Here is a 12,795-nt window from a genome sequence, read left to right on the forward strand (position 1 = left end):
CCTTGGGGAAATCGGTGTGATCCTTTGGTCAACTGGTGGCGTGTTGCATCTGATTCAGACGTTGAAGACCGGCGGTGCCGGTGAGGCCATCCCAGTTGTCGCCGCGACCCTCGCGCCAGCCGTTGAGCCAGGACTGCCGGGTGGTGGGATGGGTGAAAGGACAGAGATCGCGAGACTTGCCACTGATGCCGTACTGGTAACCGCGCATAAAGGCTCTTTCCAACGGATCACGCTTGAGTCTTCTCATAGGGTGTTGCCCTCACTTGTTGACTGTTATGTCCCGTTGGCCCCCTGGGGAGGCCTGGCGGACAGTTCCGCCAAAAAGGGGCCTGTTGCCGGCGTGACAGACCCCGCCCGACACCTTTGCGGCGACGGGTTAAGCTGAGTTCTAAACCATGGGCTTCGAGCCTGTGAACAACCAATTTGTCATAAAGACTTAACTCTTATGGGTTCAAGCCATAAGTTTTTCCCCCGGGCGGGTCGGGCAAATTGCCCGAAACCGCATGTTCAGGGGCTTGTGCGAGGCAGCCTGGCGAACTGCCAGGAAATTGAGAGGTTCTCTCATCCCGACGAGCGGGCAAGTACCTGCGACCTCGGGTCGCAGGTTTTGTGAAACCTTTTGAAATGAACCATGGCCGGGTGCCAGCGTTTTCACGCGGCATCCGCTCAACAGGGGCCGAGGCCCCTCTGGAAAGGGCTGCGGCCCGGGAATGGCGATGTCGGAACACTACGAACTCTTCCTCACCTGCCCCAAGGGCCTCGATGGCCTGCTGCTGGACGAGGCACAGGCGCTGGGTCTGAGCGATGCCCGCGCGCAGGTGTCCGCCGTGCGCGGCCGCGGCGACCTGGAGACGGCCTACCGGCTGTGCCTCTGGTCGCGCCTGGCCAACCGCGTGCTGCTGGTGCTGGCGCGCTTCCCGGTGGCCAACGCCGAGGAACTGTACCTGGGCGTGAACGCGGTCAACTGGAGCGATCACCTGGACCCCGGCGGCAGCCTGGCGGTGGAGTTCAGCGGCAAGGGCTCGGGCATCGACAACACCCACTTCGGCGCGCTCAAGGTCAAGGACGCCATCGTCGACAACCTGCGCGCCGAGTTCGGCCGGCGGCCGACGGTGGACAAGGTCAACCCGGACATCCGCGTCCACCTGCACCTGGACCGCGGCCAGGCGGTGCTGTCCCTGGACCTCTCCGGGCACAGCCTGCACCAGCGCGGCTACCGCCTGCAGCAGGGCGCCGCGCCGCTGAAGGAAAACCTCGCCGCGGCCATCCTCATCCGCGCCGGCTGGCCGCAGCTGGCCGCCGAGGGCGGGGCGCTGTCCGACCCCATGTGCGGCGTCGGCACCTTCCTGATCGAGGCCGGCCTGATGGCCGCCGACATCGCCCCCAACCTCAAACGCGAGCACTGGGGCTTCGACAAGTGGCTGGGCCACGTCCCGGTCCTCTGGCGCAAGCTGCTGGCCGAGGCCGAGCAACGCGCCTCCGTCGGCCTGGCGCGGCCGCCGCTGTGGATCCGTGGTTACGAGGCGGACCCGCGGCTGATCCAGCCGGCGCGCAACAACATCGAGCGCGCCGGTCTGGGCGAGTGGGTGAAGGTCTACCAGGGCGAGCTGGCCACCTTCGAACCGCGCCCGGACAAGGGCCAGCGCGGCCTGGTGATCTGCAACCCGCCCTACGGCGAGCGCCTGGGCGACGAGGCCAGCCTGCTGTACCTCTACCAGCACCTGGGCGAGCGCCTGCGCCAGGCCTGCCTGGGCTGGAACGCCGCGGTCTTCACCGGGGCGCCGGAACTGGGCAAGCGCATGGGCATCCGTAGCCACAAGCAGTACGCCTTCTGGAACGGCGCGTTGCCGTGCAAGCTGCTGATGTTCGAGGTGGAGCCGCGCCAGTTCGTCACCGGCGAGCGCGGTGCCGAGGCGCGCCAGGACGGCGCCGTGCAAGCTCCGGCGGAGCCGGCGCGCCTGAGCGAGGGCGGGCAGATGTTCGCCAACCGCCTGCAGAAGAATCTCAAGCAACTGGGCAAATGGGCCAGGCGCGAGAAGATCGAATGCTACCGCGTGTATGACGCGGACATGCCCGAGTACGCCCTGGCCGTGGACCTGTACCGCGACTGGGTGCACGTGCAGGAATACGCCGCGCCCAAGTCCATCGACCCGGCCAAGGCCCAGGCCCGCCTGCTCGACGCCCTGGCGGCGCTGCCGCAGGCCCTCGGCATCCCCAGCGAGCGCATCGTCATCAAGCGTCGCGAGCGCCAGGCCGGCAGGAAGCAGTACGAACGGCAGAACAGCGAAGGCCGCTTCATGGAAGTGGAGGAGGGCGGCGTGCGCCTGCTGGTCAACCTCACCGACTACCTGGACACCGGGCTGTTCCTCGACCACCGGCCGATGCGCCTGCGCCTGCAGCGCGAGGCCGCCGGCAAGCGCTTCCTCAACCTGTTCTGCTACACCGCCACCGCCACCGTGCATGCGGCCAAGGGCGGCGCGCGCAGCACCACCAGCGTCGACCTGTCGAAGACCTACCTGGACTGGGCGCGGCGTAACCTGTCGCTCAATGGTTTCTCCGACAAGCAGAAGCTGGTGCAGAGCGATGTCATGGAATGGCTGCGGGCGGACCGCGGCGAGTACGACCTGATCTTCATCGACCCGCCGACCTTCTCCAACTCCAAGCGCATGGAAGGGGTGTTCGACGTGCAGCGCGACCAGGTCGAGCTGATCGACCTGGCCATGACGCGCCTGGCCAAGGGCGGCGTGCTGTATTTCTCCAACAACTTCCGCAAGTTCGAGCTGGAGCCGAGCCTGGCGGCGCGCTACCAGGTCGAGGACATCAGCGCCCAGACCCTCGACCCGGACTTCGCCCGCAACCCGAAGATCCACCGGGCCTGGCGCATCAGCGCTCGCTGATTCGCCAGGGCCCCGCGGCTGGTTTCACTGGCCGCGGGTGGAGGCGTAGAGGTCCAGCAGCACCTGGTCGAGGATGGACGAAGCGCCCCACGGCCGGTTGCTGTTGAGGATGGCCACCACCACCCAGTTGTTGCCGCGGGCGTCGCGGCTGAACCCGGCCAGGGCGCGGACGGTGTTGAGGGTGCCGGTCTTGACGTGGGCCTCGCCGGTCATGGGCGTGTGGCGCAGGCGTTTGCGCATGGTGCCGTCGACGCCGACGATCGGCAGCGAGGAGATGTACTCCGAGGCGTAGGGGCTGTGCCAGGCGGCCTGCAGCATGGCAGCCATCTCGCGAGCGCTGACGCGCTCGTCGCGGGACAGGCCGGAGCCGTTCTCCATCACCAGGTGCGAAGCGGTGATGCCCTTGCGCGCCAGCCACTGGCGGATCACCCGCTGTGCCGCCAGGCCATCGTTGGCGTCCGCGCTGGTGCGGTTCTGCGCGCCGATGCTGAGGAACACCTGGCGGGCCATGGTGTTGTTACTGTACTTGTTGATGTCGCGGATGATGTCCACGGTGTCCGGCGACAGCGCGCGGGCCAGCAGGGTGGCGTTCTTCGGCACGGTGCCCTGGCGGTCGGCGCCGCTGATGCTGCCGCCCAGTTCCTGCCAGATGCCGCGGATGGCGCCGGCGGTGTAGCCCGGATGGTCGAGCAGCGACATGTAGGTCTGCGCGCTGCAGCCGCGCGGAATCTCGCCGGCGGCCACCAGCACGGTGCCCTCGGCGCGGGTTTCCGGCACGAAGCGCAGCTTCGGCCAGGCCGGGCAGTTGGCCGGGCCGCTGACCTTGATCTGGTTCTCCAGGCGCACGTTGGCCAGCGGCGGGTCCATCATCACCGAGGCCTGGTTGCCTTCGCTGCGCACCACCAGGCGCACGCTCTTGAGGTTGACCATGGCGGCGTCGGGGCCGACCAGGAACGGCTTGTTGTCGTCGCCGCCGTCATCGTTGAACACCGGCAGCTGCGGCTGGTTGAAGTAGCTGCGGTCCAGCACCAGGTCGCCGTTGACCTTGAGCACGCCGTTGGCGCGCAGGTCGCGCATCATCAGCCAGAGCTTTTCCAGGTTCAGCTTGGGGTCGCCGCCGCCCTTGAGGTAGAGGTTGCCGTTGAGCACGCCGTCCTGCAGCTTGCCGTCGGTGTAGAACTCGGTCTTCCACTGGTAGGTGGGGCCCAGTAACTCCAGGGCGGCATAGGTGGTGAACAGCTTCATGGTCGAGGCCGGGTTCACCGAGACGTCGGCGTTGAAGTAGGTGGGCGTACCCGGGCCGTCCAGGGGAATCATCACCAGCGACAGGGCGTCGTTGGTCAGCTTGCTGGCCTTGAGCGCCTTCTCCACCCGTTCGGGCAGGGCGGACTTGATCGGGGCGGCCAGGGTGGGCAGGGCGAAGGGCAGCAGGGTGGCGAAGGCGAGAACACGCAGTGACTTGAACATATTTGAAGTGAAATCCCGGTTCAGGGCATTGACATGACGAAGGTGACGAAAGAAGACACTGACGATAGACGATTGCGCCAGTGACGCGGCAACGCGCCGGCGCATTATGCCGCAAGCCGTTGCGGGATGCGCTGGGGTTTGTGAGCCGATGCGCGTGGGAGCGCCGCGCCCGAGCTGCTAGAGTCTGTGCGGGGCGGCTCCCGCCCAGCCCCGCATGCCGTCATCAATCGAGGAGATCCGCCACATGGCCAGCAACCGTTCCCGTCGTCTGCGCAAGAAACTCTGCGTCGATGAATTCCAGGAACTGGGGTTCGAGTTGTCGCTCGACTATCGCGAAGGGCTCCCCGAACAGGAGCTGCAGGCCTTCCTGAAGCGCTTCGTGGAGCAGGCCATCGGCGCCAACGGCCTGGCCTATACCGGTTGCGACGATTTCGGCTTCGTGTGCCTGGCGCGCCGCGGCTCGGTCACCGAGGAGCAGCGCAAGGCCGTGGAGGACTGGCTGAAGCAGCAGGGCGAGCTGAGCGGCAGTTCGGTCAGCCCCCTGCAGGATGCCTGGTATCCGGAGCAGCCCATTCACCAGCCTGGCTGAGAACGGGCTGAGGGTGGGCGCCCGCCCCGGGTTCAGCCCGGTGGGTTCTGCGCGCCCTCCAACTCCAGCGCGGAGCCGGCTTCCGCCTCCGGCGGTTGCAGGTCGACGCCCGTCCAGTGGCGATAGGCGTCCTCCGACATCGGCCGGGCGAACAGGAAGCCCTGGCCGAACCGGCAGCCCAGTTCGCGCATGCGCTGCAGTTGCTGGTAGGTCTCGATGCCCTCGGCGATCACCCGCAACTGCAGGTGGCGCGCCAGCACCAGGGTGCTGGCGACCGACTCGTGGGTGCGCGGGTTGTGCTGCATGTCGCGGATGAAGGAGGCGTCCAGCTTGATTTCGTTGCAGGGCAGGTCGCAAAGGCGCTGCAGCGAGGAGTAGCCGGTGCCGAAGTCGTCGATGGCGACGTTGCAGCCGAGCAGGCGCAGGCGGGTGAGGTTCTCCAGGCTGGCCAGGGGCGTGGTCGCCAGCCCCCCTTCGATGATCTCGATGGTCAGGCTGGCGGGGTCGACGCCGGTCTGCCGCAGTTTTTCCTTCAGGTGGCCGGCCAGGTCGCGCTGCTGCAGCACCTCGAGGTCGATGTTGATCGACAGCGCCCGCTGGGTGCCGTGGCGCAGCTCGCGCCGGGCGAAATCCAGGGCCTGGTCCAGGACCAGGTCGAAGAGGTCGGGCAGCAGTTTCATCCGGCGGATCGCGGCGAGGAAGTAGGCCGGGCGCAACAGCCCGTGGACCGGGTGGTCCCAGCGCACCAGCACCTCGGCGCCGATCTCCTGCAGGGTGTCTAGGTCGACCTTGGGCTGGTAGTAGGCCCTGAGCTCCCGGTTGCGCATGGCCTGCCAGACCTCCAGCGCCGATGGCGTCGGCCGCGGCAGCGGCGGGGCGGCGGCGGGCGCAGGGCTGTAGTGGCGCAGGCGTGCCTGCAGGCTGGACATCTGCAGCGGCTTGGTCAGCTCGCCGAGCACCGACAGGCCGTACAGCGTGGCGATGTGGGCGATGGCCCGGCGCAGGTCGGCGGGTACCTCGCTGACCACGATGATCGCCCGCAGCAGCTTCTCCTGGGCCGCCAGGCGCAGGAACCCGAGCAGGTCCATGCCCGGCGGCAGCACGTCGCAGATGCAGATGTCGACTCCGCCCTTCTGCCTTAGCAGTTCGATGGCGCTGTCCCCGTCGCCGGCGGCCAGGACCTGCTCGTAGCCGAGGACCCGCAAGCCGTGCACGGTGGCCTCGCGCAGAAATGCATGGTCCTCCAGCACCAGCAGGCTGGATGGGATCGATATGTTCATGGTCGCGCGTACCGAATTGGATAACGGCCGCAGTGTGCCGGCTGGCGGGTGCCATTTATTTAAAAAACTTCCATTTCCGTTGTAGGAAATTGCATTAGGAGGTGTTGAAAAAGTCCGGCTTGAAAATTAACGGAAGTTGGTCGATCAAGTTTGTGTAGGAATTTATACTTTGATGTATGGGAATTTACTTAAGATGTTAAAAGTGGCACCAGTTAATCTCGACACTGATTTCCTAGACGATATCTTACGGCGCACTCTTGGGAAGTCTGTCGGAGATTGAAAATTGAGCAAGGTTCTTATCGTCGATGATCATCCGGTGATACGGATGGCAATGCGCGTTCTGCTGGAAAAGGAAGGTCATACCATCATCGGGGAAACCGACAACGGCGTGGACGCCCTGTCCCTGGTGAAGGATCTGCTGCCGGAGCTGGTGGTGCTGGACATCGGTATCCCCAAGCTGGACGGGCTCGAAGTCATCAGCCGTCTGACCGCGTTCAACCTGCCCCTGAAGATCCTCGTGCTGACCGGCCAGAGCGCCTCGCTCTATGCCATGCGCTGCATGCAGGCCGGGGCCTCCGGGTTCGTCTGCAAGCAGGGCGGGCTGGCCGAGTTGATCAGCGCGGTCAATGCGGTGATCGCCGGGTACAACTATTTCCCCAGCACGGCCGTGCGCCCGGCGCGCAAGAACAACGGCAGCATGGATGACCATGAACTCATCCAGCGCCTCTCCGACCGGGAAATGTCGGTATTGCAATACCTGGCCAATGGTTATTCGAACAAGGACATCTCCGAGCAGATGTTCATCAGCAACAAGACCGTCAGTACCTACAAGACGCGCCTGCTGCTGAAGCTCAATGCCCATTCGCTGGTCGACCTGATCGAGTTCGCCAAGCGCAACGCACTGGTCTGAGACAGTCGCCATGGGCTCGAAGTGCAGGGCGCTGCTGGGTGCCGTTCTCGGTGCGATGCTGGCGATGGGGGCCTGGGCCGCAGAGGTCCAGGCCCCCGCGCCCTGGACGCAACTCGCCTTGCTGGCCCGTACCGCGGCGCTTCCCGAGAGGCCGCGGGTCGAGCTGCCTGAGTCGGACTGGCAGTGGCTGCGCGAGAAGCGCACGTTGGTGGTGGGGGTGGCCGCGCCGGACTATGCGCCACTGATCGTCACCGTCAGCGGCAGCGAGCTGGAGGGAGTCACCGCCGACTACCTCGGGCTGGTCAGCGAAGCGCTCAACGTCCGCATCGAGATGCGCCGCTACCCGTCCCGGCGCCAGACCATCCAGGCGCTGCAGGATGGCGAGATCGACCTGATCGGCCGCGCCACCGGCTTCGAGGCCGAGATCCCGGACCTGCTGCTGTCGCGCCCGTATTCCCTGAACCAGCCGGTGATCGTCGGGCAGCAGGACATGCGCCTGGAAGGCGACCTGCAACTGGCCGGCCGGCGGCTCGCCGTGGTGGGCGACTACTTCTCGCCGAAGGAGCTGGCCGACCATTTCCCCGATGCCGAGGTGGTGCATTTCGACTCGCTGCGCCGCGCCCTGGAATCCGTCGCCCTCGGGCAGGTGGACGCCTACGTTGGCGACGCCCTGAGCGCGCAGTACCTGATCAGCCAGGGCTACCTGGTCAACCTCAAGCTGCTGAACTTCGCCAACTTCAACGGCGTCGGCTTTTCCTTCGCCGCGCGCAAGGACGGCAGCCCGCTGCTCTACAGCGTCAACGAAGTGCTGCAGAACATCAGCGCCCAGCAACACCTGTCCATCCAGCGGCGCTGGAGCGTGGGCGGCGTGTTCTCCATCTCCAACCACCGGCTGAACCTCACGCCCCAGGAGCTTCGCTGGCTGGAGCACAACCGGCGGCCGCGCCTGGGCATCGACCAGTCGCTGGCCCCGCTGACCTTCTTCGACTCCCAGGGCAATTTCCGCGGCATAGTCGCGGACCTGCTGGACCTGATCCGCACCCGTACCGGCCTGCAGTTCGAGGTGGTGCCGACCTCGTCGATCTCCGGCATGTTCACCCAGGTGCGCCGGGGCCAGGTCGATGCCCTGGCCACCATGTCGCCCACCGTCGAGCGCGAGGCGCACGTAGACTTCACCCGGCCTTACCTGAGTACCTCCTTCGTGCTGCTCACGCACAAGGACAACACCCGGCTGAACAACCTCGCCGACCTCAACGGCAAGCGCGTGGCGGTGGCCCATGGCAGCTCGCTGGTGTCCTACGTGCGCGAGCAGTTCCCGCGGGTGAAGCTGGTCGAGGTGGACAACTACAGCGATGCCCTGCCGTTGCTGCAGGAGGGGAAGGCGGACGCCGCGCTGCAGCCGATGCTCACCGCCACCTTCCTGGTCAACCGCTACTACCGCGACCTGCGCATCGCCGCGACCCTGGACCTGGAGCCGGCGCAGATATCCCTGGGCGTCTCGCGGGCCGACCCGGAGCTGCTGAGCATCCTCAACAAGGCCCTGCTGGCGATCTCGCCGGAAGACATGGCCAGTATCATCAGCCGCTGGTCCACCAGCGGCGCGTCGCCGGACAGCGTCTGGGAAGGCTACCGCTCGCAGTTCTTCTGGCTGCTGTGGGGCGGGCTGGCGCTGCTCGGGCTGATCCTGCTGTGGAACTGGTACCTGCTCCTGCGGATGCGCGCGCGCCGCCGCGCCGAGCTGGAGCTGCAGGACCGCCTGGCGTTCAAGCGCGCACTGATCGACGGCATTCCCCAGCCGGTCTCGGTGCGCGACGCCGATGGGCGCCTGATCACCTGCAACAGGGCGTTCCGCGAGGCCACCGGGCTGCCGGAAGACCTGGCGGTGGGCTCGCAGCTGGCGGACTGCACCTGGCTTTCGGCGGAACAGGCCGAGGGCCTGCACCGGGAATACCTCCAGGTGATGGCCAGCGGGGAGCCGGTCGCCGTCGACCGCATGTTGGAGATCAACGGCGAGACGCGCCAGGTGCACCATTGGCTCACGCCCTACCACAGCGCGTCCGGCAAGCTCCGCGGCGTGGTTTCCGGCTGGGTCGACGTCACCGAGCGCGAGCGCCTGCTCCAGCAACTGGAGATCGCCAAGGAGCAGGCCGAGGAAGCCAGCCGGGCGAAGAGCACCTTCCTGGCGACCATGAGCCACGAGATCCGCACGCCGATGAATGCGGTGATCGGCATGCTTGAACTGGCGTTGACGCGCAATCGCTGCGGCGGTTGCGGCGAACAGGGGCCGATCGAGGTGGCCTACGAGTCGGCCAAGTCGCTGCTGCTGTTGATCGGCGACATCCTCGACGTCGCCAAGATCGAGTCCGGCCGCCTGACGCTGCTGCCCGAACGGGCGCGCCTGCGCGAACTGATCGAATCGGTGGCCCGCGTCTTCGACGGCCTGGCCCGGCAGAAGGGCCTGCTGCTGAAACTGGAGATCGAAACCGAGGCCGCCTGCGACGTGCTCATCGACCCGCTGCGCTTCAAGCAGATTCTCTCCAACCTGGTGAGCAACGCCATCAAGTTCACCGATGCGGGCAGCGTCTGGGTGCGGGTGTCGGGCGAGCCGCTGCCGAACGAGCGGCTGGCGCTGGAGGTGTGTGTCGAGGACAGCGGCATCGGCATCGCCGAGGAAGACCAGAAGCAGCTCTTCGAACCCTTCAGCCAGGTACAGCGCGAGGGGCGCACCAACCATGGCGGCACGGGGCTGGGGCTGACCATCTGCCGCAAGCTGGCGGAAATGATGGGCGGCTCGGTGCGCCTGGAGAGCGTGGCCGGCATGGGCACCAAGGTGCACGTCAGGTTGGTGCTGCAGGTGCTGGAGCCCCTGGCGCCGGAAGACGATTCGATCATCCTGCGCAGTGCGGTAGTGCAGAGGACGCTGCGCGTACTGGTGGTGGACGATCACCCGGTCAACCGCCTGCTGCTGGCGCAGCAGCTGGAACACCTCGGGCACACCGTGGCCATGGCCACGGACGGCGGCGAGGCGCTGCAGATGTGGCGGCCCGGTGAATTCGACCTGGTCATCACCGACTGCAACATGCCGGTGCTCAGCGGCTACAGCCTGGCCCGGCGAATCCGCGAGATCGAGCGGGAGAGCGGCGCGGCGCGTTCCCCCATCCTCGGTTTCACGGCCAATGCCCAGCCCGACGAAATCGTTCGTTGCAAGGAGGCCGGCATGGACGACTGCCTGTTCAAGCCAATCAGCATCGAGCAACTGCGTGAGCAGCTGGAGCAACTTCAGCGCGGCGAGATCATGCCGCCGGAGCCGGTTCCTGAAAAACACCCGCAGGAGGAGGGCGACCTGGACATCGGCGCCCTGCTGGAGATGACCGGCGGCAACGCCCAGCTGACGCGCAACCTGATGGCCGAGCTGGTGTCGAGCAACGAGGCGGACGCCGAACAGCTCGAACCCTTGTTGCACGCCCAGGACAGGCGGCGCCTGGCCGAGCTGGCCCACCGCATCAAGGGCGCGGCGCGGCTGGTAGGTGCCATGGCCCTGCATGATCGTTGCGCGGAGCTGGAGAAGGTCTGCACCGAGCGCGCCGAGTTCTCGACCTTGCGCAGTGCCGTGGAGCAACTGCGCAGGGCGCTGGATGCGCTGCAGGCCAGCCTGCATGGCCACCTGAAGCGACTGGACGAGGAAGGCCAGATCCGCCCGGCGCAGTCGGCCACCGAGGACGATCCGGCCTAGCGCCGTAAGGATGCCGTTTCTCCGTCTGGGAGAAACGGCATTTTTCATTTGGGCTCATGGCGTGGTCTGGGAGCCCGGCCGAATCGCGGACGGAGTCCGCTCCTACCCCCGGTAAACACCACACCCCGTGCCACCACCGCATGGGTTTCGCAGGCTCAACCCATCCTACGGGGCTGCCTTGCCGGCCATGCCGTGGGGCTCTTCGTAGGAGCGGACCCTGTCCGCGATAGCCGGACATATCGGCGCGATTCGCGGATGAGAGCCGCTCCTACGCCGCCCACCCGCACCATTCCCATGTAGGAGCGCGCCCTGCGCGCGAAATCGCGGGCAGGGCCCGCTTACAGTTCCAGGAAGGCACGGACGTAGGACTCCGTCCGCGATTGGGCTCACCGGCCACGCCGGAAATCCCGGCGGCACGGATGGCGGTGGAGGTCATGCGCCCTACGCTCCTGCCTTCGCCAACTCAAAGCATCGCTTAAATGAACGGCATTGGGCCTCGCGCCGGGGTTTCGTCGCGGCCGCGACGAAACCGGGCCTCACACCGGGCTGGAGCGCCCGGTCATCTCCCGCGCCATTTCGGTGGCGTAGCTGTCGGTCATCCCGGCGATGAAGTCGATGACGCGCAGGAAGGCCTTGTGCAGCGGCCAGTCGGGGTCCGGTGCGTTGTGCCCGAGCAGGTCGAGGATGCGCTGGTTCTTGAACGACGGGCTGCGCCCGCCATGCTGTTCCAGGGCCGCGCCGCAGAAGGAATTGAGGAGGATTTCCAGGGTGGTGTAGGCGCCGATCTCGTGCAGCGTCTTGCGCTTGTCCTGGAAGATTTTCTGCCGCGCCAGCGCCTTGGCCTGCTGCACGCAGCGCTTGGCCGGGCCGCTCATGTGCTCGACCAGGTCGCCGCCCAGGCGCCCGTCCAGCAGGGCCTGCTTCTGCTCGACGAAGGCTCGCGCGGCGGCATTGCTCAGGTGCTCGATGGCCTTGCCGCGGAGGATCGCCAGGCGCCGCCGGCGGGAATCGCTGGGGCCGAGCTGGCGGTAGGTCTCGGGGATGTCGTCGCCGACCAGGTCGAGCAGCAGGGCTTCCACCTCGGGGTAGTCGAGCAATTCCATTTCCAGGCCGTCTTCCAGGTCGATCAGGCCGTAGCAGATGTCGTCCGCCGCCTCCATCAGGTAGACCAGCGGGTGGCGCGCCCAGCGCTCGTCGTCGAGCTTGGGCATGCCCAGCTTCTCGGTGATCTGCTCCAGCAGCGGCAGCTCGCTCTGGTAGCAGCCGAACTTGTGCTTCTTGTAGCCGAGGGAATCGGCGTGGCGCGCGGTCCAGGGGTACTTCAGGTAGCTGCCCAGGGTGGCGTAGGTCAGGCGCATGCCGCCGTCGAACTGGTGGTACTCCAGCTGGGTGAGCACCCGGAAGCCCTGGGCGTTGCCCTCGAAATTGAGGAAGTCGGCGCGCTCGTCGGCGTCCATGGCGTCCAGCCAGCCCCGCGCGGCGGCCTGTTGGAACCAGTGGCGGATGGCGTCCTCGCCGGAATGGCCGAAGGGCGGGTTGCCGATGTCGTGGGCCAGGCAGGCCGACTGCACGATCACCCCGAGGTCGCTGGGGTCGCACCATTCCGGCAGTTCGCCGCGCAGCATCTCGCCGACGCGCATGCCCAGTGAACGGCCGACGCAGCCGACCTCCAGGGAGTGGGTCAGGCGCGTGTGGATGTGGTCGTTGCTCGACACCGGGTGGACCTGGGTCTTGCGCCCCAGGCGGCGGAAGGCGCCGGAGAAGATGATGCGGTCGTGGTCCTTGTGGAAAGCGCTGCGGCCGAGTTCCGCGCTGCTGTGCACGGGTTTGCCGAGGCGCTCGCGGGGGAGCAGGGTATGCCAGTCCATTCGCTCGTCCGATTGCTCGTGGTGCAGCCAACGCTACCCCTTGCCCGCGGC

8 protein-coding genes are annotated in these 12,795 nt (G+C 66.7%); 4 read left to right on the forward strand and 4 right to left on the reverse strand.

Translation table 11 applies throughout. The features are described from left to right. Positions 1-28 precede the first annotated feature (28 nt). Positions 29-247 carry a ribosome modulation factor gene (gene rmf, locus PcP3B5_RS30555; protein WP_009621292.1) on the reverse strand — a complete coding sequence of 73 codons (219 nt, stop codon included), beginning with the start codon at positions 245-247 and terminating at the stop codon, positions 29-31. Between the two features lie 469 nt (positions 248-716). Between rmf and rlmKL the strand changes: the two genes are divergently transcribed. Beyond that, on the forward strand, positions 717-2,897 hold the full coding sequence (gene rlmKL / locus PcP3B5_RS09210) for a bifunctional 23S rRNA (guanine(2069)-N(7))-methyltransferase RlmK/23S rRNA (guanine(2445)-N(2))-methyltransferase RlmL (RefSeq protein ID WP_061561082.1): 2,181 nt from the start codon (positions 717-719) through the stop codon (positions 2,895-2,897). 24 nt (positions 2,898-2,921) lie between these two features. Here rlmKL and dacB read toward each other — a convergent pair whose 3' ends face one another. Then, positions 2,922-4,364 (reverse strand): D-alanyl-D-alanine carboxypeptidase/D-alanyl-D-alanine endopeptidase, encoded by a 1,443-nt coding sequence (dacB, locus tag PcP3B5_RS09215; protein ID WP_058071977.1) that lies wholly within the window; start codon positions 4,362-4,364, stop codon positions 2,922-2,924. Positions 4,365-4,608: 244 nt separating this feature from the next. Between dacB and PcP3B5_RS09220 the strand changes: the two genes are divergently transcribed. Beyond that, positions 4,609-4,953 carry a YggL 50S ribosome-binding family protein gene (locus PcP3B5_RS09220; RefSeq protein WP_058490700.1) on the forward strand — a complete coding sequence of 115 codons (345 nt, stop codon included), beginning with the start codon at positions 4,609-4,611 and terminating at the stop codon, positions 4,951-4,953. A gap of 32 nt (positions 4,954-4,985) precedes the next feature. On the opposite strand, the gene PcP3B5_RS09225 is transcribed toward PcP3B5_RS09220, so the two are convergent. Next, entirely contained in the window at positions 4,986-6,233 is a 1,248-nt protein-coding gene (locus PcP3B5_RS09225; RefSeq protein WP_009621301.1) for an EAL domain-containing response regulator, read from the reverse strand. A 283-nt stretch (positions 6,234-6,516) separates the two neighbouring features. Here PcP3B5_RS09225 and PcP3B5_RS09230 point away from each other — a divergent pair, with 283 nt between their 5' ends. Then, positions 6,517-7,143: a response regulator transcription factor gene (locus PcP3B5_RS09230; protein WP_024128782.1), complete on the forward strand. Its 627-nt coding sequence runs from the start codon at positions 6,517-6,519 to the stop codon at positions 7,141-7,143. A gap of 118 nt (positions 7,144-7,261) precedes the next feature. Then, a complete protein-coding gene (locus PcP3B5_RS09235; RefSeq protein ID WP_237143080.1) occupies positions 7,262-10,876 on the forward strand; it encodes a transporter substrate-binding domain-containing protein in 3,615 nt (1,204 codons plus the stop codon). Between the two features lie 536 nt (positions 10,877-11,412). Here the strand turns inward: PcP3B5_RS09235 and PcP3B5_RS09240 are convergent. Next, positions 11,413-12,744 (reverse strand): deoxyguanosinetriphosphate triphosphohydrolase, encoded by a 1,332-nt coding sequence (locus PcP3B5_RS09240; protein ID WP_061561084.1) that lies wholly within the window; start codon positions 12,742-12,744, stop codon positions 11,413-11,415. Positions 12,745-12,795 lie beyond the last annotated feature (51 nt).

The sequence above is a fragment of the Pseudomonas citronellolis genome (genome assembly GCF_001586155.1).
Classification (GTDB): domain Bacteria; phylum Pseudomonadota; class Gammaproteobacteria; order Pseudomonadales; family Pseudomonadaceae; genus Pseudomonas; species Pseudomonas citronellolis.

Bases quoted from the DNA above. Each gene is read 5' to 3' on its own strand.
- rmf (WP_009621292.1), bottom strand. From the start codon at position 247: ATGAGAAGACTCAAGCGTGATCCGTTGGAAAGAGCCTTTATGCGCGGT.
- rlmKL (WP_061561082.1), top strand. From the start codon at position 717: ATGTCGGAACACTACGAACTCTTCCTCACCTGCCCCAAGGGCCTCGAT.
- dacB (WP_058071977.1), bottom strand. From the start codon at position 4,364: ATGTTCAAGTCACTGCGTGTTCTCGCCTTCGCCACCCTGCTGCCCTTC.
- PcP3B5_RS09220 (WP_058490700.1), top strand. From the start codon at position 4,609: ATGGCCAGCAACCGTTCCCGTCGTCTGCGCAAGAAACTCTGCGTCGAT.
- PcP3B5_RS09225 (WP_009621301.1), bottom strand. From the start codon at position 6,233: ATGAACATATCGATCCCATCCAGCCTGCTGGTGCTGGAGGACCATGCA.
- PcP3B5_RS09240 (WP_061561084.1), bottom strand. From the start codon at position 12,744: ATGGACTGGCATACCCTGCTCCCCCGCGAGCGCCTCGGCAAACCCGTG.